20 protein-coding genes are annotated in these 24,097 nt (G+C 73.7%); 14 read left to right on the plus strand and 6 right to left on the minus strand.

The features are described 5' to 3' along the window. Positions 1-5 precede the first annotated feature (5 nt). Positions 6-758, minus strand: a complete 753-nt coding sequence (locus ACFSL2_RS02640; RefSeq protein ID WP_377196339.1) for a hypothetical protein — start codon at positions 756-758, stop codon at positions 6-8. A gap of 299 nt (positions 759-1,057) precedes the next feature. On the opposite strand from ACFSL2_RS02640, the gene ACFSL2_RS02645 reads away from it, so the two are divergent. Both ACFSL2_RS02645 and ACFSL2_RS02650 read left to right on the plus strand, forming a co-directional pair. Further along, entirely contained in the window at positions 1,058-1,459 is a 402-nt protein-coding gene (locus ACFSL2_RS02645; RefSeq protein ID WP_377196340.1) for a four-helix bundle copper-binding protein, read from the plus strand. 126 nt (positions 1,460-1,585) lie between these two features. Further along, the gene (locus ACFSL2_RS02650; RefSeq protein WP_377196341.1) at positions 1,586-2,026 is read left to right on the plus strand and encodes a DUF4383 domain-containing protein; all 441 of its coding nucleotides are present in this window, start codon (positions 1,586-1,588) and stop codon (positions 2,024-2,026) included. A gap of 15 nt (positions 2,027-2,041) precedes the next feature. On the opposite strand, the gene ACFSL2_RS02655 is transcribed toward ACFSL2_RS02650, so the two are convergent. Then, complete coding sequence (locus tag ACFSL2_RS02655) at positions 2,042-2,899, minus strand: UbiA family prenyltransferase (RefSeq protein ID WP_377196342.1); 858 nt, start codon at positions 2,897-2,899, stop codon at positions 2,042-2,044. 67 nt (positions 2,900-2,966) lie between these two features. Here ACFSL2_RS02655 and ACFSL2_RS02660 point away from each other — a divergent pair, with 67 nt between their 5' ends. The 12 genes from ACFSL2_RS02660 to ACFSL2_RS02715 all read left to right on the plus strand — a co-directional run bounded on the left by ACFSL2_RS02660 (position 2,967) and on the right by ACFSL2_RS02715 (position 16,679). Then, complete coding sequence (locus tag ACFSL2_RS02660; RefSeq protein ID WP_377196343.1) at positions 2,967-4,079, plus strand: type III polyketide synthase; 1,113 nt, start codon at positions 2,967-2,969, stop codon at positions 4,077-4,079. A gap of 1 nt (position 4,080) precedes the next feature. Continuing rightward, a complete protein-coding gene (locus ACFSL2_RS02665; protein WP_377196344.1) occupies positions 4,081-4,608 on the plus strand; it encodes an isoprenylcysteine carboxyl methyltransferase family protein in 528 nt (175 codons plus the stop codon). Further along, on the plus strand, positions 4,605-5,723 hold the full coding sequence (locus tag ACFSL2_RS02670) for an NAD(P)/FAD-dependent oxidoreductase (protein WP_377196345.1): 1,119 nt from the start codon (positions 4,605-4,607) through the stop codon (positions 5,721-5,723). Before ACFSL2_RS02665 ends, ACFSL2_RS02670 begins: the two co-directional genes overlap by 4 nt. Positions 5,724-5,926: 203 nt before the next feature. After that, positions 5,927-6,466 (plus strand): isopentenyl-diphosphate Delta-isomerase, encoded by a 540-nt coding sequence (gene idi, locus ACFSL2_RS02675; RefSeq protein WP_377196346.1) that lies wholly within the window; start codon positions 5,927-5,929, stop codon positions 6,464-6,466. Then, the gene (locus ACFSL2_RS02680) at positions 6,463-7,344 is read left to right on the plus strand and encodes a phytoene/squalene synthase family protein (RefSeq protein ID WP_377196347.1); all 882 of its coding nucleotides are present in this window, start codon (positions 6,463-6,465) and stop codon (positions 7,342-7,344) included. The genes idi and ACFSL2_RS02680 overlap by 4 nt, the downstream gene beginning before the upstream one ends. Continuing rightward, on the plus strand, positions 7,341-8,897 hold the full coding sequence (gene crtI / locus ACFSL2_RS02685; RefSeq protein ID WP_377196348.1) for a phytoene desaturase family protein: 1,557 nt from the start codon (positions 7,341-7,343) through the stop codon (positions 8,895-8,897). Before ACFSL2_RS02680 ends, crtI begins: the two co-directional genes overlap by 4 nt. After that, on the plus strand, positions 8,894-9,220 hold the full coding sequence (locus ACFSL2_RS02690) for a lycopene cyclase domain-containing protein (RefSeq protein ID WP_377196349.1): 327 nt from the start codon (positions 8,894-8,896) through the stop codon (positions 9,218-9,220). Before crtI ends, ACFSL2_RS02690 begins: the two co-directional genes overlap by 4 nt. Continuing rightward, the gene (locus ACFSL2_RS02695) at positions 9,217-9,534 is read left to right on the plus strand and encodes a lycopene cyclase domain-containing protein (protein ID WP_377196350.1); all 318 of its coding nucleotides are present in this window, start codon (positions 9,217-9,219) and stop codon (positions 9,532-9,534) included. Before ACFSL2_RS02690 ends, ACFSL2_RS02695 begins: the two co-directional genes overlap by 4 nt. Continuing rightward, on the plus strand, positions 9,524-10,393 hold the full coding sequence (locus ACFSL2_RS02700) for a prenyltransferase (RefSeq protein WP_377196351.1): 870 nt from the start codon (positions 9,524-9,526) through the stop codon (positions 10,391-10,393). The genes ACFSL2_RS02695 and ACFSL2_RS02700 overlap by 11 nt, the downstream gene beginning before the upstream one ends. Then, positions 10,390-11,745 (plus strand): TIGR01777 family oxidoreductase, encoded by a 1,356-nt coding sequence (locus ACFSL2_RS02705; RefSeq protein WP_377196352.1) that lies wholly within the window; start codon positions 10,390-10,392, stop codon positions 11,743-11,745. Before ACFSL2_RS02700 ends, ACFSL2_RS02705 begins: the two co-directional genes overlap by 4 nt. Positions 11,746-11,857: 112 nt before the next feature. Continuing rightward, on the plus strand, positions 11,858-12,724 hold the full coding sequence (locus ACFSL2_RS02710; protein WP_377196353.1) for a potassium channel family protein: 867 nt from the start codon (positions 11,858-11,860) through the stop codon (positions 12,722-12,724). 97 nt (positions 12,725-12,821) lie between these two features. Then, positions 12,822-16,679, plus strand: coding sequence for a S8 family serine peptidase (locus tag ACFSL2_RS02715; RefSeq protein WP_377196354.1), 3,858 nt, complete (start codon positions 12,822-12,824; stop codon positions 16,677-16,679). A gap of 109 nt (positions 16,680-16,788) precedes the next feature. Here ACFSL2_RS02715 and ACFSL2_RS02720 read toward each other — a convergent pair whose 3' ends face one another. From ACFSL2_RS02720 to ACFSL2_RS02735, 4 genes are all read right to left on the minus strand, one after another. Continuing rightward, complete coding sequence (locus ACFSL2_RS02720; protein WP_377196355.1) at positions 16,789-20,064, minus strand: family 78 glycoside hydrolase catalytic domain; 3,276 nt, start codon at positions 20,062-20,064, stop codon at positions 16,789-16,791. A 134-nt stretch (positions 20,065-20,198) separates the two neighbouring features. Beyond that, positions 20,199-21,005, minus strand: coding sequence for an ABC transporter permease (locus ACFSL2_RS02725; protein ID WP_377196356.1), 807 nt, complete (start codon positions 21,003-21,005; stop codon positions 20,199-20,201). After that, a complete protein-coding gene (locus ACFSL2_RS02730; protein ID WP_377196357.1) occupies positions 21,002-22,021 on the minus strand; it encodes an ATP-binding cassette domain-containing protein in 1,020 nt (339 codons plus the stop codon). Before ACFSL2_RS02730 ends, ACFSL2_RS02725 begins: the two co-directional genes overlap by 4 nt. Before the next feature lie 143 nt (positions 22,022-22,164). Further along, complete coding sequence (locus ACFSL2_RS02735) at positions 22,165-23,979, minus strand: calcineurin-like phosphoesterase C-terminal domain-containing protein (RefSeq protein WP_377196358.1); 1,815 nt, start codon at positions 23,977-23,979, stop codon at positions 22,165-22,167. Between the last annotated feature and the right edge of the window lie 118 nt (positions 23,980-24,097).

Below are 24,097 nucleotides of genomic sequence, written 5' to 3' on the forward strand. Positions count from 1 at the left end.
AGAGGTCAGGGCCGCTGCGCCGCGGCCCACGCCTCCGGGCTCGCGACGTGGCTCGAGTGCCCGGCGGCGAGCACGGTGCGCAGCTCCGTGAGGTGCTCGGTGTCCGGGGGGAGGTCGAGGCCGTCGAGGATCTTCAGGGCGGGGCCGGGCTCGAGGTCGCCGAAGTAGTCGTGGTAGCTGCGCAGCAGGCCGCGGAACACCGCCGGCCGGAGCGCCTCGATCGACGAGGCCGCCGAGTAGGTCGGAAGCTTCACGTCCCAGCGGACCGGACCGGAGGCCCGCAGGACCCGGCCCGCCCGGCGGAGGAACCCCTCGTCGGTCACCGTGCCCGCGTCCAGCAGCGGCACCTCCTGGCCGAGCAGGGCCACGAACGCCTCCTCCGAGGTGTCGATGCACTCGAACCACGTGTACCAGAGCGACTGCGTGATCTGCTCGCTGACGTCCGGTGCCTCCAGACGGACCCGGTACCCGTCCCAGAGCTCCGGCGGCGGCTGCTCGCGGGAGCTGCCGCAGTACGGGAAGTGCATCTCCTGCGTGGTCCAGAACTCGTCGAGCAGATCGATCAGGCCGAACGCGACGCGGAACCGCTCGCCGACCTCGAGGTCGTCGTCGAACACCCAGCTCGAGTAGTCGAGTGCGACGTCGTTGGCACTCAGCTCGGAGCCGAGGTCGTCGTCCACCCACGTCAGCTCGTCGATCTGGCGAACCTTCGCCCGCGCAAGCCAGGATCGGGCGGTCTCGGCGTCAGCCGTGCTCATCTCGGTACCTCTCAGCCGCACCTGTGTGGCCCGTGCTCAAGGTCAGGGGCTCTGCGCCGGACGCCACAGGAGTGGGATCTCGTGTTGCCGCGTCCCCGGGGGGTCTCGAAGGTGAGCGGCTGTTCGCGGTCCCGATCGTATCGGACGGGGGAGCGCGACGTCGTGGTGCGGGCGACGAGCGCCGCCGGTGGGGCCGACGATTGCGAGTGGCTGGGGCCATTCCTAGCGTGGAACGGTCATCGGCGGCGTGGCCCCGTCGGGCCGACGGCGCTGTCCGGGTACCCACCCCAGGGAGAGTCATGAAGACCGAAGAGATGCTGCAGACCTACCCGAAGTCCATGAACCTGGACCGCACGCTGCTGGCTCGTGCGATCGAGACGATCGTCGAGTGCTCCCAGGCCTGTACGGCCTGTGCCGACGCCTGCCTCAGCGAGGACGCCGTGGCCGACCTGCGCAAGTGCGTCCGCAGCAACCTGGACTGCGCGGACGTCTGCGACGGCACGGCTCGCGTCCTGTCGCGGCACACCGGCTACGACGCGAACATCAGCCGGACCGTGCTGGAGGCCTGCATCGCCGCGTGCAAGGCCTGCGGCGACGAGTGCGACCAGCACGCGAGCAGCCACGAGCACTGCCGGGTGTGTGCCGAGGCCTGCCGCTCCTGCGAGGCCGCCTGCCGAAAGCTGCTGGACACCATGAGCTGACCTCGGAGCAGCCCATCCGGTCGCGCCCCGGTTCCGAACCATCCGTATGAGCCGTGCGGGCACCGAGCGAACCTGCTCGCCCCGCGGGGCGCTGGTCCACGCAACGACACAGAACGGAAGAACACCATGACTCAGTCCACGTCCTCGACGAGCACGCGTGCACCGCACCAGGTGCTCGCCCTCGTGATCGGCGCCGTCTACCTCCTGGTCGGGATCGCGGGCTTCTTCGTGACCGGCTTCGACGGCTTCGCGGAGCACGACCACGACCAGACGCTGCTCGGTTTCGCCATCAACCCCTTGCACAACATCGTGCACCTGCTGATCGGGATCCTCGGGCTGACCATGTGGTCGTCCTCGGGCCGTGCACGGACGTTCGGCTGGCTGCTCGTCGTCGGGTACGGCGCGGCGTTCGTCTACGGCCTGTTCGCGGTCAACAACCCGGACATCAACATTCTCAACATCAATGTCGCGGACAACTGGCTGCACGCCCTGAGCGTCGCCGCCGGTCTGGTCATCGCGCTCTGGCCGCACAAGAGCGGCACCGCCACCGGGCCGCGGCAGCCCTGACCATCGAGGCCCTGGTCACGGAACCACGGCGATATCGTCCGTGGCCAGGCCCAGGAGCACCACGCAGACCACCGCCACGCCGAGGCCGAGGCCGAACGGCGCGCGGCTGTGCGGTCGGGCGACGGTGCTGACTCCGGCGGCGGCGGCCAGGACGGCCGCCGCCGCCCCGCCGACCCAGGCCGCGCGGCTCGGGGCACCATCCGGTCCCGCGACCACCACGGCGACCGCGCAGACGAGGAGCGCCGGGGTGAGCACGCCGGACGCGCGCCGGCCGAGCCGGTGCGGGAGCCCGCGCACGCCTGTCGCCGCGTCGTCCTCCAGGTCGGGCAGCGTGTTCGCGACGTGCGCCCCGACGCCCAGCAGTGCCGCGGCCGCCACCGCCCAGCCGGCCGGGACGCGGGGCCCGGGCGCCGCGAGCACCACCGCGACCGCCAGCAGCGCGAACGAGAGCGCATAGGGCAACCAGGACCAGACGGTCTGCTTGAGCCGAACGTTGTACGCCCACGCGCCGGCCACCGCCACGAGATGGGCGGCCCCGGGCGCGGCTCCCAGCGCCAGCGACGCCACGACGCACACGGCGAGTGCCCCGAACGCGGCGTCGCGCAGCGTGCGTGCGGTGAGGAGCCCGGCCACCACCGGCTTGTCGGTGCGGCCGACGGCGACGTCGCGTGCGGCGTCGATCCAGTCGTTGGACCACCCGACGGAGAGCTGGCCGGTGCCGACCGCGACGGTGAGGAGGGCGACGGTGCCCGGACCGGAGCCGAGGGCCGCGGCGAGCGCGGCGGCGAGGCCGGTCACGACGGCGGCCGGAGCGGCATGGCTCGCGCTGACCAGGCCGCGGGCCAGCCGGCGGGCTTCCTTGCCGGACATCATGAGCCGCACGCTAGTCGCGGTGGTTTCTCCCCGCGCGGGCGAACGGGTCCTGCGTCACGATGCTTAGGTGTCGCGAGTCGTGGCGGTCGAGCCGGTCCTGGCGGGGTACCCGTATGCCCAGCAGGTGATCACGGATGTCGTGGGGCCCCTGGTGGCGCCGGATCCGGCCCGCGCGGCGCTGCTGCGCCGCCTGCACGCCGGCGCCGGCGTGCGCAGTCGTCATCTGGTGCTGCCGCTCGAGGAGTACGCGGGCCTGCACTCCCTGGGCGCCACCAACGCGGTCTTCGTCCGGGAGGGTGCCCTCCTGGCCGAGCAGGCGTCCCGACGGGCGCTGGCCGCGGCCGGTCTCGGACCGGGGGACGTGGACCACGTGTTCGCCACCTCGGTGACGGGGGTGGCGGCGCCGTCGCTGGACGTGCTGCTCGCCGAACGGCTCGGTCTGCGGAGCGGGGTGCGGCGCACGCCGTCGTTCGGCCTGGGCTGCGCCGGAGGCGCCGGCGGGTTGGCCCGCGTGCACGACCATCTGCGGGGCCGGCCGCACGACGTGGCGCTCCTGGTGTCCGTCGAGCTCTGCTCCCTGACGCTCCAGCACGGCGACGACTCCACGGCGAACATGGTGGCCTCGGGCCTGTTCGGTGACGGCGCCGCCGCCGTCGTCGTCGTGGGTGCGCGGCACCCGCTGGCGCGTTCGGGGGCCGCCGGTGTCGCGGCGCCGCCGGCGGGCCGGAGGCGGCGTACGGTCCGGGTGGTCGACACGCGGTCGCGGCTGTACCCCGGCACCACGGGCGCGCTCGGCTGGGAGGTGCGGGACACGGGCTTCGCGATCGTGCTCTCCGCCGGTCTGCCGGACCTCCTGCGCGCCCACCTGCTGGCCGATGTGAAGGACCTGCTCGCCGAGCACGACGTCACTCCGGCGGAGGTGCCCACCTGGGTGGTGCACGCGGGCGGGCCCCGGGTGATCGATGCCGTGCGGGACGCGCTGGGGCTGCCCGAGGACGCCGTGCGGCAGAGCCGGGCGAGCCTTGCCGAGGCGGGCAACCTCTCGTCCGCGTCGGTGCTCGACGTCCTGGCCCGGACCCTGGAGCACTCCGACGCTCCGCCCGGGTCGCTCGCCGTGCTGATGGCCTTCGGGCCGGGGGTCTCGTGCGAGCTCGTGCTGCTACGGATGGAGGAGCGCTGACATGCTCGGGTTCTACGTCGTTCTCGTGGGTGCCACGGCGGTCGAGCGCCTGGCCGAGCTGGTCGTTTCGGCCCGTAACGCCCGGTGGTCGTTCGCGCGGGGCGGCGTCGAGTCGGGGCGCGGCCACTTCCCGGCGATGGTGGCCCTGCACAGCGGGCTGCTGGTGGCGTGCGTCGCCGAGGCGGTGCTCGCCGGCCGGCCGTTCCTGCCGTGGCTCGGCTGGCCGATGCTCGTCCTCGTGCTGGCGAGCCAGGTACTGCGCTGGTGGTGCGTGGCCACGCTGGGCCACCGGTGGAACACCCGCATCATCGTGGTGCCGGGCCTGCCGCTCGTGTCCGGCGGCCCGTACCGGTGGGTGCGGCATCCCAACTACGTGGCCGTGGTGGTCGAGGGCGTCGCGCTCCCTCTGGTGCACACCTGCTGGGTCACGGCGCTCGGTTTCACCGCGCTGAACCTGGTGCTGCTGGCCCGGTTCCGCATTCCGGCCGAGGACCGGGCGTTGCGGCCCGCTGCCCGCGGGGCGCGGTGAGCGGGACGGCGGACGGCGTCAGGGACGCGGACGTCGTGGTGGTGGGCGCCGGGCCGGTCGGGCTGGCGGCGGCGGTGCACGCACGAGCGGCCGGGCTCGAGGTGCTGCTGGTGGACCGGAGGGCGGGCACGCTCGACAAGGCCTGCGGCGAGGGGCTGCTCCCGGGTGCCCTGCGCGCCGTGCAGGCGCTCGGCGTAGACCCGCCGGGTCATCCGCTGTCCGGGATCAGCTACCGGGCACCCGGCCGGCACGCCGACCACCGGTTCGCCGCGGGGCCGGGGCGCGGCGTCCGGCGTACCGCGCTGCACGCGGCGCTGGGGGAGCGTGCCGCCGCCGTCGGCGCCCCCCTCGTGCACGGCAGGGTCGTGGCCCTGCGGCAGGATGCCGGGGGCGTCGAGGTCGAGGTGGTGCCCGGGGTGGGGGCCGCCGGGAGCGACGAGGGCCGGGTTCCGCTGACGCTGCGCGCCGGCTGGGTGCTGGGGTGCGACGGCCTGCACTCCACGGTGCGCCGGCTGGCGGGGCTGGACGCCGGCACCCGGCCGGGGGCCGGCCGGGCGGCGCGCCACCGCTACGGTCTGCGGCGGCACTTCGCGGTCGCGCCCTGGTCCGACCTCGTCGAGGTGCACTGGTCGCGGTACGCCGAGGCCTACGTGACGCCGGTCTCCGCGGGCGTCGTCGGTGTCGCGCTGCTGGGTCCGCGCGCGGTGTCCGGGGCGGGCTTCGACGCACTGCTGCACGCGCAGTTCCCGGAGCTCAGCGCGCGGCTCGCCGCCGCGCCGGGCACCGGGCGGCTGCTCGGGGCGGGTCCGCTGCGCCGCCGGTCGCGGCGGCGGTCCGCGGGGCGGGTGCGGCTGGTGGGCGACGCCTCCGGCTACGTCGACGCGCTCACCGGCGAGGGCGTGCGGGTCGGGCTCGCCCAGGCGGACGCCGCGGTACGCCACCTGGCCGACGCCGACGCCTACGAGCGCAGCTGGCGGGCCGTGACCCGCGACTACCGCGCGCTGACCACGGGGCTGCTCGCCTGGGCGTCGAGCCCCGTGCGCGGGGCCATCGTGCCCACGGCGGCGCGGGCACCGTGGCTCTACGGGGCCGTCGTCGAGCGGCTGGCCCGCTGACATGCGCCGTCCGCCCGCCGCCGCCGCGGGCGGGAGACTCGGGGCGCCAGGGGCCCATCCGTGCGGGCCGGTGCTCCGAACCACGTGGGCGAGCCGCGTCGCCGTGCCACCAGCCGGAGGCGGACCGGGCGAAGATGCTATCTGGCTGGATGCTTCCTGTGCTTGAATATAGCCAGGCTAGTTAAATCGACGGAGGAGGAGACGTGGCGACGGAGAGAGTCGTGCTGCTGGACGAGGACCGCACGCCGATCGGCTCGGAGCTCAAGCATCTCGTGCACTCCGAGCACACACCGCTGCACCTGGCGTTCTCGTGCCACGTGCTGAACTCCGCCGGGCAGGTGCTGGTCACCCGGCGGGCCCTGGGAAAACGCGCCTGGCCCGGTGTCTGGACCAACTCGTTCTGCGGCCATCCGCAGCCGGACGAACCGGTCGAGGAGGCGATCGTGCGTCGCGGGCAGGACGAGCTGGGCCTGTCCGTGCGCGACATCCGCGTTGCGCTGCCCGAGTTCCGGTACCGCGCCGTCGACGCCTCGGGAATCGTGGAGAACGAGGTGTGCCCCGTCTACGTGGCGGTGACCGACGCGGAGCCGCGCCCCAACCCGGACGAGGTCATGGAGGTCCGGTGGACCGATGCCGCGGCGCTGGGCGACGCGCTCCGCGCGGCGCCCTGGGCGTTCTCCCCGTGGTTCGTGAGCCAGGCGCCGGACCTCGAGCTCTACGCGGGGCCCCGCACCACCTCATGAGGCCCTCGTCCTCGCTCGCCCTCTACTCGGAGACGGCCCACACGGCGGCCGCGCAGGTGATCGGTGCCTACTCGACGTCGTTCAGCCTGGCCACCCGGCTGCTGCCGCCCAGGACGCGCGCGATGATCGAGGACGTCTACGCGCTGGTGCGCGTGGCCGACGAGGTCGTGGACGGTCCCGCGCACGAGGCCGGCCTGGCGCACACCGAGTGCCGCAGCACCCTGGACGCCCTGGAGGCGGAGACGTACGCGGCGCTGCGCAACGGGTTCAGCGCGAACATCGTGGTGCACGCCTTCGCGCTGACGGCACGCACGGTGGGCATCGACGAGACGCTGGTGGGCCCGTTCTTCGCCTCCATGCGCCGGGACCTCGAACCGGTGGTCACGCTCGGCGACGACGAGTACCGCACCTACGTGCACGGTTCCGCGGAGGTGGTGGGCCTGATGTGCCTGCGCGCCTTTCTGTACGGCTCGTCCGTCGCGCCGGCGGAGCGCGAGCGGCTGGCGGAGGGCGCGCGCCGGCTCGGCGCGGCGTTCCAGAAGATCAACTTCCTGCGCGACCTCGGCGACGACGAGGGCCGCCTGGGCCGGTCCTACCTCCCGGGAACGGCGGACGGCTTGGACGACGAGCACAAGGCGGCGATCGTCGCAGAGGTCGACGCCGACCTCGCCGCCGCGCGTGCCGTCATCCCGCTGCTGCCCGCGGGCCCGCGGCGAGCGACGGCACTGGCCGCCGGCCTCTTCGCCGAGCTGAACGAACGGTTGCGGCACACGCCCGCCGTCCGGCTGCGCACCCATCGGGTGTCGGTGCCGGCGGCGGTCAAGCTGCGCATCCTCGCGACGGTCCTCGCCGCCGCGCAGCCGGCGGTGCGAGGGTGACCGGCGGTGTGCGCGGACGGCGGGTGATCGTGGTGGGTGGCGGCATCTCGGGCCTGGCGACCGCCGCCCTGCTCGCGCAGGACGGGGCCGAGGTCACCCTGCTGGAGGCACGGACGGAGCTCGGGGGCCGTGCGGGCCGCTGGCACCACGACGGGTTCCAGTTCGACACCGGACCGTCGTGGTACCTCATGCCTGAGGTCTTCGACCACTTCTTCCGCCTGCTGGGTACCAGTGCTGCCCAGGAGCTGGACCTCGTCCGGCTCGACCCGTCCTACCGGGTCTTCTTCGAGGACCACCCCGAACCGTTCGACCTGCCGTCCGACGGGGCGCGTGCAGCCCTGCTGGCGCTCGACCCGACCTCCGCGACGCGGCTCGACGCCTACCTGGACTCGGCGGGGGAGACCTACCGCATCGCCACCGAGCGGTTCCTCTACGCGACGTACGCCTCGCTCCGGCCGCTGCTGGACCGGGACCTCGTGCGGCGCGCACCACGCCTGGCCCGGCTGCTCGCCGAGCCGCTGGACCGCTTCATCGCGCGCCACACGACGGACGACCGGGTCCGTCGCATCCTCGGCTACCCGGCCGTGTTTCTCGGCACCTCGCCGGGTGCGGCGCCGAGCATGTACCACCTCATGAGCCACCTGGACGTGACCCAGGGTGTGCTGTACCCGCGCGGCGGGTTCGGTGCTGTGATCGACGCCGTCGCGCGCGTCGCCCGCGGCGCGGGCGCGAAGCTGCTCACCGGGCAGCGCGTGGAGCGGATCACGGTGGCGGACGGCGCCGTGACCGGCGTCGAGGCCGACGACGGCACGGGGCGGACGCGCCGTCTGGAAGCGGACGTGGTGGTCTCGACCGCGGACCTGCGGGTCACCGAGCACGACCTGCTCGACCGGCCGCACCGCAGCCACACCGACCGCTGGTGGCGGCGCCGCGACCCCGGCCCCGGCGCGGTGCTGGCGCTGCTGGGCGTGCGTGGCGAGCTGCCGCGGCTCGCGCACCACTCGCTGCTCTTCGCCCAGGACTGGCAGCAGGGGTTCGATGCCATCTTCGGTGCCCGTCCGGCGGTCCTGTCGCCGACGTCGCTCTACGTCTGCCGGCCGAGCGCCACCGACGACGTCGCGCCGCCCGGCCACGAGAACCTCTTCGTGCTGGTGCCCGTGCCCGCCGACCCCGCGATCGGTGCGGGCGGCATCGACGGCGCCGGCGACCCCGGCGTCGAACGCGTCGTCGACGACGCGATAGCGCAGATCGCCGGGTGGACCGGGACGCCCGACCTCGCGGACCGGGTGGTGGTCCGACGCACGATCGGCCCCGCCGACTTCGAGCGCGACCTCGGCGCCTGGCGCGGCGGAGCGCTCGGCCCCGGCCACACGCTGCGGCAGAGCGCGATGCTGCGCGGACGGAACGCTTCCGCGCGGGTCTCCGGGCTCCTGTACGCCGGGGCGACGACGATCCCCGGGATCGGCCTGCCGATGTGCCTCATCAGCGCGGAGCTGGTCCTCAAGCGGCTCCGGGGCGACACGAGCGCCGGCCCCTTGCGGGAGGACCGATGAGCTTCGCGTACCTCGCCGCGCTGCTGGTGTCCGCAGCCGGGGTGCTCACGATCGACCGGAGGTTCCGGCTGTTCTGCTGGCGGTCACCAGGGCGAGCGGTAGCCGTCCTCGCCGCCGGCACCGCGTTCTTCCTGGCCTGGGACCTGGCGGGCATCGGGCTGGGCGTGTTCTTCCACGGCGCCGGGCGCTACATGACCGGACTCATGCTCGCCCCCGAGCTGCCCGTCGAGGAGCTGGTGTTCCTTCTGTTCCTCTGCGAGCTCACGATGGTGCTGGTGCTGGGCGCCCAGCGGGTGCTGGGCCGAGCGGGCGGTGCACGATGATCTACCTGCTGCTCGCCCTCGGCTTCCTCACGGTGGCCGCCGTCGTGGCCGTGGTGGCGCACCGGTCCGCCGGCCGCCGGGCCGACCGCTCCGCCGGCTGGCGTGCCGTCACGCTGGCCGCCGTCGCGCTGCTGATCCTCACCGTCGTGTTCGACAACCTGATGATCGCGAGCGGGCTGTTCGCCTACTCCGACGCGCACATCTCCGGCGTCCGGATCGGGCTGGCACCGGTCGAGGACCTGGCCTACCCGCTCGCCGCCGTCGTGCTGCTGCCTGCGCTCTGGTCGCTGTTCGGGGGACGTCATGACCGGTGACCTCGTACGCGCGTCCCGGCCGCTGAGCTGGATCAACACGGCGTACCCGTTCGCGGCCGCCTACCTCCTGACGACAGGGCGGGTCGACGGCGCGCTGCTCATCGGCTCGCTGTTCTTCCTGGTGCCGTACAACCTCGCGCTCTACGGGATCAACGACGTGTTCGACTACGCGTCCGACCTCACCAATCCCCGCAAGGGCGGCGTCGAGGGCGCCCTCCTCCCGCCGGCCCGGCACCGTGCCGTCCTGGTCGCCTCCGTCGTGACCTGTCTCCCGTTCGTGCTGGCGCTGGTGCTGCTCGGCCCGCCGCTCTCCTGGGCGGTGCTCGCGATCAGCCTCTTCGCGCTCGTCGCCTACTCGGCACCACCGTTCCGCTTCAAGGAGGTGCCGGTGCTCGACTCGCTCACCTCCAGCGTGCACTTCGTGAGCCCGGCGGTCTACGGGCTGGCACTGGCCCGGGCCGACCCGGTACCCGCGACGTTCGCGGTGCTCGGCGCCTTCCTGCTCTGGGGCATGGCGAGCCACGCCTTCGGCGCCGTGCAGGACGTCGTGCCGGACCGCGAGGCGCGGATCTCCTCGATCGCCACGGCGCTCGGCGCCGCTACCACGGTGCGGCTCGCCCTCGCGGCGTGGTGCGCCGCCGGTGTGCTCGTGGCCATGACGGGCCCGCCCGGCGCGTTCGCCGGACTGCTCGTGCTCCCGTACCTCGCGCTCGCGCTGCCCTACGCGCGGCTGCGCGACGCGGACTCGGCCCGCGCCAACGGCGGCTGGCGCCACTTCCTGTGGGTGAACTACGCGGTGGGTGCTGCCGTGACCATGATCCTCATCCTGTACGCCCTGCGGAACGGAGCGCTGCCATGACGTCCACGAAGCCCCTGGTCTGGTCGAGCGTCGTGGGCCTGCCCCGGTCCGACGTCTTCGCCTGGCACGAGCGTCCCGGCGCGGTGGCCCGCCTCACGCCGCCGTGGCTCCCCGTGCGGATCGTGCGGGAGGCGACCTCCCTGGCCGACGGCGAGGCCGTGCTGGGGATGCCCGGCGGGCTGCGGTGGGTCGCCCGGCACTCCGGCTGCGTCCCGCCGTCCCGGTTCGTCGACGAGCTCGTCTCCGCGCCGCTGCGGTGGGGCATCCGCTGGCGGCACACGCACGAGTTCCACGACGAGGGTGCACGGACCCGCATCACCGACCGGGTGGAGACCACGGTGCCCGCCACGCTGCTGCGGGCCATGTTCGCCTACCGACACCGGCAGCTCGGCATGGACCTGGCGGCCCAGGCGACCGCCCGGAACTGCGGCGACCGGCCGATGGTCGTCGCGATGACCGGGAGCCGCGGGCTCGTCGGCAGCGCCCTGGCACCGTTCCTGACCACGGCCGGCCACCGCGTGGTGCGGCTGGTGCGGGGCCGGCCGCACGGCCCCGACGAGCGGCGCTGGGACCCGGACGCGCCGGCCGACGACCTGCTGCACGGCGTGGACGCCGTGATCCACCTCGCGGGTGCGTCGATCGCCGGCCGGTTCACCGACGCACACCGCGGCGCCGTCCGTGGCTCCCGGATCGGCCCCACCCGGGCGCTCGCCGATCTCGCCGGCCGCACCGCCGACGGGCCGCGGGTCTTCGTCTCCGCCTCGGCGATCGGGTACTACGGCGCGGACCGTGGCGACGAGGTGCTCGACGAGACGAGCGCCCGCGGCGACGGGTTCCTGGCGGACGTCGTGGCGGACTGGGAGGAGGCGGCCGACGTCGCCGCCCGGGCCGGGCTGCGGGTGGTCACCGTCCGCACCGGGCTGGTGCAGTCGCCGCGCGGGGGCACGCTACGGCTCTTCCGTCCCCTGTTCGCCGCCGGACTGGGCGGCCGGCTCGGCGACGGGCGGGCGTGGCAGTCCTGGATCGGCATCGACGACCTGGTGGACGTCTACCACCGTGCGCTCTACGACGGCAGGCTGTCCGGTCCGGTCAACGCCGTCGCGCCCGGTGCGGTCCGCAACGACGCCTACGCCACGACGCTGGCCGGGGTGCTGCGCCGGCCGGCGCTGCTGCCGGTGCCGAGCCTGGGGCCGCGGCTCCTGCTCGGCCCCGACGGCGCGCGGGAGCTCGCCGAGGCCAGCCAGCGCGTGTCACCGGCGGCCCTGCTCGCGACGGGCCACCGGTTCCGGCACCCGACCCTGGGGCCGGCCCTGCGCCACCTGCTGGGTCGCGAGCGGGCTCCGGTGGGCTGACGTACCGCCTCCGGCGGGCGTGCCAGGCCGGGTGGCGGTCCGTAGCGTTGGCTGCCATGGACGGACCGGTGGCGCGGGAACGGCCCGGGCGAGGCGCCCGGGGCGGACCGTCGTGACCGTCGTGGCGACCGGGGCCGGGGTCCTCCTCGTGCTCCTGGCGCTGCGGGACCTGTTCCACACGCTGCTGCACCCGAGCGGACGGGGCCGGCTCAGCACGGTGGTGGCGGGCCTGACGTGGCAGGTCTGCCGCCGCCTCGGGTCGCGTGCCGTCCGGCTGAGCGGGCCGGCGGCGATGGCGGCGGTGGCGATGGTCTGGGTGGGGCTCACCGTCACCGGGTGGGCACTGGTCTACTGGCCGCACCTGGAGACCGGGTTCTCCTACGGCACCGGCCTCGAGCCGGCGGAGCGCCACGACGTGGTCGACGCCTTCTACGTCTCGGTCGTCACGCTGACCACGCTGGGCTTCGGTGACGTGGTGCCCACGGCCTGGTGGCTGCGGCTGGCGACGCCCGTCGAGGGGCTGATCGGTTTCGTGCTGCTCTCCGCGGGTGTCTCGTGGATCCTGCAGGTCTACCCGGCGCTGGCCCGACGCCGCGCCGTGGCGCTGCGCGTCCACGGTCTCCGCCGGACGCGGACGGCGGACGTCCTGGACCGGATGGAGGCCGGCGCGGTGGCGCCGATCCTCCGCGATCTGGCAGGGGATATCGACCAGGTACGCGTCGACCTCATGCAGTACGAGATCACCTACTACTTCGTCGACCCGCACGCCAGCACCTCCCTGGCCGCGACGGCCCCGTACGCCCTGGAGCTCTCCGCGGCGGCTCGGGAGTCCGGATCGGCGAGCGTGCGGCACGCCGGGGCACTGCTCGACGCGGCCCTGGCCGGCCTCGCCGAGGTGCTCGACTCCCGGTACCTGCACACCGGGGGAGCGTCAGCGACCGTGCTGGCCGCCTATCGCGGCGCCCGGACGCCCGCGTAGCGGCCAGGACCATCTCACCCCGCCCTCGTCCCAACGGATCGGTTCCCCGGAGCGTCACTCCCCATGACGCCATCCCATCGAAGAACGGGGCACCGTGATGAACGCTCGTGGACGTCGGGCGGTCGGCCCAGGCCACCGGCCCGTCAGCAGGATCGCCGTCGCCGCCGCGTCGGCCGCAGCACTCGTGGCGACGTCGGCCGCTGCACTCGCACCCGGGGACGTCGCGCCGGAGCGGGCTGCGCCGCGGGAGCGGCCCACCACCACGGTGGTCACCCTCGTCACGGGCGACCGGGTGGCCGTGACCGAGCGCGACGGCCAGGATCTGGTCCGGGTACTGCCCGCCGAACGTCCCGGTGGCGCGCCGGTGGCGTTCCACCAGGTCGCCGGCGAGGAGCGCCACCTGGTCATCCCGACCGACGTGCTCCCGCTGGTACCGGAGAAGCTCGACCGCGCCCTGTTCGACGTCAAGCGGCTCGTGGCCGACGGACGCACGGGAGACCTGCCGGTCATCGTGCAGTCGCGCGGCCGCGCCACGGCGCGGGCGGACCGGCCGCCGGACTGGAGCGCGCTCGGGCTCGACCCGGAGCACACGCTCGAGTCCATCGGGGCCGTGGCCGGTGACCTGGAGACCACCGCGAGCCCCGGCGAGCCGGCGTCGTCGTGGGCGCTGCTCGGCGCGCTGGGCGCGCGTGGCGGCCCGACCACGAGGTCGGCGCCGTCGGACGCCGGGATCGCCAAGGTCTGGCTGGACCGGCGGGTCGAGCCGCAGGACGCCGACTCGATGCCGCAGATCGGTGCGCCGCAGGCGTGGGACGCCGGGCACACCGGCGAGGGCGTGACGGTCGGTGTCGTGGACACCGGCGTCGACGCCACCCACCCCGACCTGGACGAGGGCGTGGTCGCGGCCGCGCGCGACTTCACCGGCTCCGACGACACCCCGGGCACCACGACGGACGCCGTCGGGCACGGCACCCACGTGGCCTCGATCATCGCCGGCTCCGGCGAGGCGTCGGACGGCGTGAACCGCGGCGTGGCGCCCGGGGCGCGGCTGCTGGACGCGCAGGTGCTCACACCCGACGGCGGCGACACGTCGTGGGTGATCGACGGCATGGAATGGGCGGCCGAGGAGGGCGCCGACATCCTGAACCTGTCCCTCGGCGTGCCCGGCAGCTACACCGACGGCACCGACCCGGCGTCGCTCGCCGTGGACGCCCTGAGCGAGCAGTACGGGCTGCTCGCCGTCGCCGCCGCCGGTAACGAGGGGCCGGAGCACGGCACCATCCCGACGCTCGGCACGGCGTCGAGCGCCCTCACGGTCGCGGCCGTGGGGGACGACGACCGGGTCGCCGACTTCTCCAGCGTCGGCCCCCGGGCCGACGGCGCCCTGAAGCCCGACATCGCGGCGCCGGGCGTCGGGATCGTGGCGGCACGGGCAGCCGGCACGACGCTCGACGAGCCGGTCGACGACCTGCACGTCGCGGCCAGCGGCACCTCGATGGCGGCGCCGCACGCCGCCGGCGCCGCCGCCGTGCTGCAGTCAGCCCGGCCGGACCTCACGGGACAGGAGCTCAAGGACGTGCTCATGGCGTCCACGCAGCACCCGCAGCCGAACTCGGTCTGGCAGGAGGGCACCGGCCGGGTATGGATCCCGCGCGCCCTGCGCCAGACCGTCACCTCCGACCCGCCGTCCCTCTCGTTCGGCATCACGCCCTACCCGCAGGACCAGGCCGACCCGATGACCAGCACCGTCACCTACCGCAACCCGGGCGACACCGCCCTGGAGCTCGACCTGAGCCTCGTGGTGCGCGACGAGGCGGACGACGTGGTCCCGGACGGCACGGTGACCACCTCGGCGACCCGCCTCACGGTCCCCGCCGGCGGCACGGCGAGCGTCGACCTCACCCTCGACCCCACTCGTGTCGCCCCGGGCGCATACGGGGGCGCACTCGTGGCCCGGTCGGGCGACGGCGACCAGGTACGCACCGCCGTCGGGTTCGTCAACGAGAGCGAGAAGTACGACCTGACCATCCGGGCCACCGACGTCGACGGGTCACCGGCGACGGGCGACGACCACCTGGTGCTGCAGAACGCGGCCGAACCCTGGGACGAGCTGTGGGTCGAGCCCGAGTTCACCGACGGCGTGGCCACGGTGCGGCTCGACCCCGGCGCGTACTACCTCGCCGGGTTCTTCGAGGCACGCGACCAGGGCTCGCCCTGGCCCACCGCCGTCACGGCGGTCGCCGACCCGCTGGTAGAGGTGGCCGAGGACCTGACGATCGAGCTCGACGCGCGCGGCGCCCGGCCGCTCGACGTCACCACCCACCGAGAGACGGACGACACCGGCAAGAAGCTCCTCCTCTACCGTCTTGTCGACGGCGAGTACAACAGCACCATCAGCGCCACCTACGACGGATACGTCGACGACGTCGTCGCGCCGGACTTCTACGCCCTGCCCACCGAGCAGGTGGGCGACGGGGTCGAGTTCGAGCTCGTCTCCCTGACGCAGCAGCGCCAGCCCGTGCTCCAGGTCACCGCGAGCCGAGGCGTCGGCGACGTGCCGGCGACCACGGTGCCGGGGTCGGAGTCCGTGACCGGCCGGGACCGCGCGCGCCTGGTCGACGCCGGCGACGGGACCGCCGGGGAGCTCGCCGACGCGCGGGTACGCGGCCGCTTCGCCCTCGTGGACCAGGGCGACGTGGCGGCGCAGGCGGCCGCCGCCGAGGCTGCCGGTGCCGCGGGGCTGCTGGTCCGCAGCGCCGGGCTCGGCACGGTCCCGGGCACGGTCGAGGACGTGGGCATCCCGGTGCTCGCCACCGACCGGAACACCGGCGACCGGTTGCGGCGCGAGCTCGAGAACCGCTCGGTGCGGCTGCGGATCCTCGGGCGGGACCAGGCGGCCTACAGCGTCGACACCGTCGTCGAACGGGAGGGGCAGGTCCCGGACGAGGACCTCACCCTGCGTGCCGGCCCGAGCAACCTCGCGACGCTCGACATGGAGTACCGCGCGGTCGGGGCGGACGGTCAGGTCGAGGTCACGCCCGTGATCGTGCGGGACGGGCGGCAGGGGGTCTTCGGCCTCGACAGCGAGCTGACCGCGCCCGTGCAGCGCACCGAGTACGTGACCGCCGCGGAGGGTGTCCGCTGGTACCACCAGGTGATGCCGCGGCACACCGACACCTGGCTGGCCAGTGCGTTCGAGTCCGAGATCCGCGAGTACCGGCCCGGCGACACGGCGAGCGACGTCTGGCTCGCCCAGGCGCACCACGGCGGGTTCACGCCGCCGGGCGTCGGCGGCTACGGGGAGTTCGGCATGGCGTCCGCCGTCCGCGACTGGGACACGTTCTCCTTCGAGCTGCCGCTCTGGGTCGACGACGCCGGGCACTCGATGCCCGTCGCCCTGCCCTGGGTGGAGGAGGCCGACGTGCGGATGCGGCTGTGGCAGGACGACGAGCTGGTGCTCGACAACGACGACACGTTCGGCTGGCACTTCGGGCTGCCGGACGAGCCGACGCGGTACCGGCTGCGGTCCGACGTCGCGCGCTCCACGCCGTGGTGGGAGCTGTCCACCCGCGTGTCGACCGAGTGGGAGTTCACCTCGGCGTTCTCGGACGACCGCACGGTGCTGCCGCTGCTGCAGCTCGACTACGGGCTGTCCGTCGACGGTCACAACCGCGGGGACCGCCGTGAGGTGCTCCACCTGTCGGCCACCCACCAGGGCGGCTCCACACCCTCCGCGGTGGAGGAGCTGCGGCTGTGGGCGTCCGCCGACGACGGCGAGAACTGGACGCCGGTGGACGTCACGGCGGACGGCGAGGCGGGCGGTACGGACGGGTTCACGGCGACCGTGCGGGTGCCGCGGGGGACCGAGCACGTCTCGCTGCGGGCCGAGGCGCGCGACGCCGCCGGTTCGCAGGTCACCGAGACCGTGATCAGGGCGTACGCCGTCGGCCGGTGAGGCCCGGGCCGCGCCGGGCGGCGGAGGGCTCTCGTCCCTCCGCCGCCCGGCGCCGGTCGTGCGCCGCCGGAACGTCCTGCCCGGGCGGGAGCGCCCTGGCCGGGCGGTGCTACGCGACGAACGCGTACCGACCGGACCCGACCCGCACCAGGACGGACCCGTCCTCGACGGACACGTCCGCGACGCCCTCCGCGTCCGCCACCGGACGACCCTGCTCGGTGACCGTGCCGGGATCGCTCGTGGGCAGGCGCACCGTCGCCGTCGCGCCGACGGGAATCGTCACCGTGAGCCGGAGCCGGTCGCCCGTGCGCCGCCACTCGCTGGCCACCGTCCCGTACGGCGTCCGGACCGAGGCCTCGGCCCGGTCCAGGTGCTCGGTGACCGCCGGGGCGATGGTGACGTCCCGGTAGCCGGTCTCCGCCGACGCCTGGATGCCCGCGACGTGCTGGTAGAACCAGTCGTCCACCGTGCCGAGGAAGTAGTGGCCGTAGGACCGCGCCTCCAGCGACCAGTGCTCCCACATGGAGGTGGCCCCGTTCTCGATCATGTAGCCCCAGCTCGGGTAGGCCGTCTGCACGGCGAGCTCGTAGGCGACGTCGGCGTGGCCGTGCCGGGTCAGCACCGGCAGCAGCCACTTGGTGCCGAGCACACCCGTGTTGAGCGTGGTGCCCTTGGCGCGCACGTCCGCGACGATGCTGTCGACCACCCGCTGCGTCGTCGCGGTGTCGGGCACGAGCCCGAAGGCCACGGCCAGCACGTTGTGCGTCTGCCGGTACCCGCGGTCCCCGTCGCCGCGGTAGTGCCCGGCTCCGCGGTCGAGGAAGGTCTCGTTGAACGCGGACCTGATCGTGGCGGCGTTCCGGGCGAAGTGCTCGACGTCGGCGGCCTTGCCGAGGAACCCGGCGCTGCGTCGCATGGAGGTGGTCATGGCGTAGAGGAAGGCGGTGGCCGAGACCCGGAGGTCCTCGGGCGCGTTGCCACCCGCGGGGCTCGCCTCGGGGCTGACCCAGTCGCCGAGCCGCGCGTCAGGGACGATGCCGCCCTGGGACCGGTCGAACTCCAGGTCGACGTACCGCTTCATGCCGTCGTAGCACTCGGCCAGCACCCGCTTGTCCCCGCCGTACTGGTAGAGCCACCACGGGATCATCACGTAGGCCGCGTGCCACGGCGGGCACACGCCCCACTCGCCCCAGTCACCCGAGCTGGGCGCGATGACCAGCGGCCGGCCCTGGGCGTCCCGCGTCTCGTGCACGTCGCGCAGCCACTTGGCGAACAGCTCGTGCACGTCGAGGTTGACCAGGAACATCTCCGCGCCGACGGCGGCGTCGCCGGTCCAGCCGTTCTTCTCGAACATCGGCGTGTCGGTCGGGATGCCGTGGATGTTGTTCTTGAGCGTGTCCACGACCGCCCGGTGGGTCCGGTTCATGATCTCGCTGGAGCTGTCGAACCTCCCGGTCTCCGCGGCGGCCGTGTGCACCACCTGCGCGGTGAATGCCGTCAGGGGCGGCGGGCCGTCCTGCGGCCACCCGGTGACCTCGAGGTACTGGAAGCCCTTGTAGGAGAAGCTCGGTTCCCACGTCTCGGGTACCGGTGACCCACCCGCCGAGGCCCCGGCGAGCGTGAAGCGGTCGGTCTGGAACCCGGCCTGGAACCCGCCGTTGTTGCTCATGTTGACGCGTCCGTCGGCGGTGAGCTTCTCGCCGTGCGCCGCCCGGATGGTCGCCCCGGCCGGTCCGGTCGCCGTGTAGCGCACCCAGCCTGCGATCACCCGGGGGAACTTCACCACGTAGACGCCCGGCTCCGGTTCGGCGACCGCGACGGCCGGCAGCGACTCCATCAGCTTGATCGGCTGCTGGCGCTGGTTGACGAGGACGCCCTGCGGACCGGGCGCCACGGTGGCGCCTGCCCACCCGCCGTCGTCGAACCCGACCGTGTCCCAGCCGGGCAGGGTCCGGCGCGCGTCGTACGCCTCGCCGCCGTAGAGGTCGTCGAACACCGTCGGCCCGTCGTGGACGTGCCATGAGTCGTCGGTGACGACGCGCTCGACGCCCCCGGCGTACCGCAGGTGCAGCACCGCACGCACCACCGGCTCGTCGTGCCACGGTGGCGCCTCCCAGCGCCACACGTTTCCGCCGGTCATCCCGTAGAAGCCGCGGCCCAGCTCGATGCCCAGCGCGTTGCGCCCCCGCCGCAGCCGGCGCGTGAGGTCGACCGCGGTGTACTGGACGGTGTCGTCGTAGTCGGTGAACCCGGGCGAGAGCACGTGGTCGTCGGCCGCCCTGCCGTTCAGCGAGACCTTCGCGTACCCGCCGGCAGCCAGGTAGAGCGTCGCCCGCTCCAGGAGCGGCCCGATCTCCAGCTCCTTGCGGAGCAGCGGCGCCGGCAGCGGGTCTCGCGTCGGCGGCCGTACTCCTCGGCCCCAGGGCCCGGAGCCGTAGGGCGCGAGCTCGGCGGCCTGGTCCCAGCCGGAGTCGTCGAGGTCCGGGCGGGCGAAGTCCGCCGGGAACTCGGTCGCGGCCTTCCAGGCGCTCCCGGACGTGCGCGTCGACGTCGTCCCGTCCGAGTACGTCACGCGTACGACGGCGAGCACCGCCCCCGCGCTGACCGCGTCGTTCGTCCCGCGCACGGCGACGACCGTCGCGCTCCCGGACACGTCCGCCTCGTAGAAGCGAGATCCTTGCCAACCGTTGTCGACGGGCTCGGTCCCGCCGAGCTCGGCGCCGTCCACCCAGAGCGTGAAGGAGTCGTCGGCGGTGATGAGGACCTCGGCCCGCGTGGCGGACGTGCCCTCCGGGGCGGCCTGCGTGAGCCGGAACGCGCGGTCCTGGTCGGGCAGCTCGCCCTCGGCCAGCCAGATCCACGACGCGCCGTCGAAGGTCAGGTCGGTCACCTGGTCGGAGCGGCGCTCGTTGCCGATCCAGGCGGCGCCTGCCCAGTCGCTCTCGTCGTACAGCCCGGTGCGGAAGTCCGACGTGGTGGTGCTGGTCCCGTGCGTCGTCGCCACGTCCACCTGCCAGGTGTAGTCGGTGGCGGCACGCAGCGGGGGACCGTCGTACTCCACGTTCGCCGACTCGCGCGACGGAACGACGCCGCTGTCCCACACCTGGCGCGGGCGCGGGCCGCGGGTGCTGACCCGCAGCCGGTAGGACTCCTGCTCGACGCCCCGCCGGTGCGACTCGACGGTCCACGAGAACCGCGGACGGTCGACGTCGATCCCGAGCGGGCTCGTCTTCTTCTCGACGAGCGGGTCGGCCAACCGCACGGCGCCGACGCCGCCGGGCCCGCCGGGCGGGGCCGCCGCCGCGGCCGCACTTCCGACGGGTAGGGCGACGGCGCCGGACGCGACGCCGGCGGTCTTGAGGAACAGTCTGCGGTCCAGGGTCATGACGCCTCCAGGCGAATGCGATCGTCATTGATCGTCCGGTTGAGCTCGTCCGGTTGAGCAGGTCAGCACCATTGCAACGTTTCAACCACGCGGTCGTCAGTGTAGGGGCGTCGGTGGGCTCGCGGCCAGACCCCTCAGGTCTTGTTGCGGTAGATCCGCATCGCGATGGGGCCGAGCACCGCGGTCAGGACCACCGAGGCGATCAGCACCCAGACGATCTCCGTCGTGTCAGGGCTGCCCGCCATCAGGCTGCGCTCCGCGGTGACCAGGTGGCTCACGGGGTTCACGTTCACGAACGCCCGCAGGCCGGACGGCATGGTGGCCGGGTCCACGAAGACGTTCGAGGCGAACGTGAGCGGCATGAGCACCATCATGGACACCCCCATCACCGCGTTGGGCGAGCGGACGAGCAGCCCGAGGATGATGAAGGTCCAGCTCAGGGCGAACGCGAACACCAGCAGGAGCAGCACCCCGAGCAGCACGCCCAGGAAGCCGCCGTCGGGCCGGAACCCGAGCAGCAGGCCCAGCGCAACGGTGATGACCGAGGCGATCGTGTAGCGCACGGTGTCGCCCAGCAGCGCGCCCACCACCGGTGACGGTCGCCAGATGGGCAGCGAGCGGAACCGGTCGAAGACCCCCTTGGAGATATCGGTGTTGAGCGTGTAGCCGGTGTAGATCGTCACGAACAGGATGGTCTGCACGAGGATGCCGGGCAGCAGGAACTGGATGTACGCCTGCGTGGAGCCGGCCAGCGCCCCGCCGAACAGGTACGTGAACATCAGCGTGAAGATGATGGGGGAGACCAGCACGTCGAACAGCTGCTCCGGCACGTGCTTGATCTTCAGCAGTGCGCGCCAGCCGAACGTCAGCGTGGTCGACACGGGCGAGGGCCGGGAGGGCCGCTCGGTCAGGGCGACGGCGTCACGCAGGGTCGCGGTCATCGGGTCACCTCCGTGGTCTCCCGCGGGTCGGCGGCCTCGTCCGGCGCCTCGTCGTCGGGCAGGGGCTGGCCGGTGAGGGCGAGGAACACCTCGTCGAGGCTCGGCTGGCCCAGGCTGAACTCGGGCACGTTGATCCCGGCCTCGGTCAGGGCAGGGAGCAGGCCGGGCACGGCGTCGGCCCCGTCGTCGGGCACGCGCGCCGCGATGGCGTGCGGGTCCGAGTCGAAGGTGACCTCGGCGCCGAGCACCCGCTCGGTGATCTCGGCCGCCCGTGCCCGGTCGGCCACCTCGGCGACGCGCAGGTGCACGGCCCCCTCGCCGACCGAGCGCTTGAGCTCGCTCGCGGTCCCCTCGGCGATGGTGCGCCCGTGGTCGACGACGGCGATGCGGTCCGCGAGCTGGTCCGCCTCGTCGAGGTACTGCGTGGTGAGCAGCACGGTGGCGCCGTCGTCCACGAGCACGCGCACGATGTCCCACACCTGGTTGCGGCTGCGCGGGTCGAGGCCGGTGGTCGGCTCGTCCAGGAACAGCACGCGGGGGGCGAGCACCAGGGAGGCGGCGAGGTCGATGCGCCGGTGCATGCCGCCGGAGTAGGTCTTGACCTGCCGGGACCCGGCGTCGGCGAGGTCGAACGCCTCCAGCAGGCCCTCGACGCGTCGCCGCGCGGCGGCGGGCGCGAACCCGTACAGGCGGGCGAGCATGAGTAGGTTCTCGGTGCCGGTCAGGTCCTCGTCCACAGAGGCGTACTGGCCCGTGAGGCCGACTGCGGAGCGCACCGCGTCGGCGTCCCGCACCACGTCGTGCCCGAGCACGGAGGCAGTGCCGGCGTCGGGCCGCAGCAGGGTGGCGAGCATGCGCACCACGGTGGTCTTGCCCGCGCCGTTGGGGCCGAGCAGACCGAAGACGCTGCCCTCGGCGATCGAGAGGTCGATGCCGTCGACCGCTCGGGTGACGGACTTGCGGCTGGTGAAGTGCTTGACGAGGCCTCGTGCCTCGACGGCGAGCGCTGCGGACATGTAGTACCTCCCGGAAGCCACTGTGGCACCGCCGGGCCCGGCGCTCAATCCGTTTCGGCCACGGGCGACGACGCGGCCGGCGCTGCCACGGCGGGAGTCCCGTCGTGGCAGCGCCGGCCCGTGGCTACGCCGCTCGGCCTGGGTCAGCCGGTGACCTCGAACGTCAGCGTCTCCGTGAACTCCCGCCCGTGCACGTCGGTGGCCGTGACCTCCGCCGTGTGCGTGCCGACGGCGAGGTCCGCCGGCAGCTCGAGGCGCCACAGGTGCATGGAGCGCTCGGCGACGCTGCCGCCGTGCACCAGCTGCTGCTGCACCGCGACGGGGTCGGACCACTCGGCGCCGACCTTCTGCGCCTCGCCCTGCATGGGCTGCGTGCGCACAGCCTCGACGGCCGCGCCACCGTCGAGCGTCGCCGTGACGGTCGAGCCTGTGCTGCCCATCCAGAAGTTGGTGGTCAGCCAGGTGGTGTCCGCCAGGTCGGTCCGCGACACGACGAGCGGGTCGGTGTACTCCGGCGCCGAGCCGACGGCGGAGCGGTTCGCCGCGAACCACTCGCGGTAGCGGGGCGTGTTCACGCCGAGGGCGAGCTGGTGCGCGTCGTCCTCGCCGCGGACGGTGAAGCGCTCCTGGACCTGGGTGCCCGTGATGTCCAGGGTCAGGACGCCGGGCTGGCCCCCGTCACGCTGCAGTGCGGCCGGGTAGCCGGCCGGCAGCACCGTGCCCGAGTACCAGTCCCCGGAGATCGCGCCCGCCGTGATGTGGGTGAACGGCAGCTCGTCGACGCCGAGCACGTCGGACCAGCCCTGCAGGCTGTCGCCCGCGCGCAGGTTCTCGATGCTGTGCGTGTGCCCGCCCAGGGCGATGGCCTCCCGGCCATCCAGGAGCTCGTAGATCTCCTTGACCTGGGCGACCTGGTGCCTGCTGCTGCCCTGGTCGGCGTAGTCGAGGAGCGGGATGTGCGCCGCGATGACGACCAGGCGGTCCTGCGGCACCTGCGCGAGGTCGTTGCGCAGCCACTCGAGCTGACGCTCGTCGAGCGAGCCGGTGTACGAGGTGCCCGAGGCGTACTCGACGGTGTTCAGCGCGACCACGTGCGCCTTGCCGACGTCGTACGAGTAGTACTCCGGCCCCAGCTTCGCCCGGAAGGTGTCGAACGTGTGCTCGCTGCTCTCGGCGTCGAAGTCGAGGTCGTGGTTGCCGGGCAGGAACCGGGCCGGCCCGTTGAGCATGCTCACGAGCTCACGCGTCTGCGGGTACAGCGACAGGTCGTCGCCCACGACGTCGCCGATGAAGAGGGCGCCGCAGCCGGTGTAGTCGGTGCGGGCGGCGAGGTCCGTGAACGCCCCGTTGCGGGCGTACTCCACCTCGTCCTGGTCGTACGTCTGGATGTCGCCGCCGATGAGGCAGTGCTGCTTCGCCGACCCGGTGATCTTGCTGGTGGCGAGCGGGAAGTTGACCTCGTCCGGCAGGGGTCCGGTCGGCTCGAGGCCGCCGTAGCGCAGCTCGGGAGAGCCCTCGGGCAGGTGGTGGTAGAAGAACTGCGCGACGTTGTCGCTGTCGACCGGGACCTGGTAGCCACGCGGCTGGGTGACGGAGACCGTCATGTTGTCGAACGCGGGGAGCTCGTAGCGGCCCCGGCGGTCCGTCGTCGTGACGTCCTGGCCGTTCGTGACGGTCACACCACCCAGGCCGCGCTCGTCGCGGTCCTGCTCGGAGTCCTGGTCACGGTCGACGAACACGACACCGTCGATGGTCTCCTGGTCCTCGTCGGGCCCGGTGACCACGTCCACGGCGCCGCGGTAGGCCGACTCGGCCCACGGGGCGGTGCCCTGGCCGGTGCCGGGCGACGCCGTGGCGGCCGGCAGCAGCGTGCCGGTGAGGAGGAGCGCGAGCCCTCCGCCGGTCAGCCCGAGCGTCCGGAGCCGGTGGGTGGTCGATCGGTTGGCAGTCGATTTCACAGAATTCTCCTGTCCTGATCGCGGACCGGCCCTCCGGCCGGTCCGCGATCAGGCTGCCGCCTGGTGATGAACCCGGGCTGTCCTCCTCGTCACGCCACGGCAAACCTCGTCCGACGCC

This window comes from Promicromonospora aerolata (genome assembly GCF_042682255.1).
GTDB lineage: Bacteria > Actinomycetota > Actinomycetes > Actinomycetales > Cellulomonadaceae > Promicromonospora > Promicromonospora aerolata.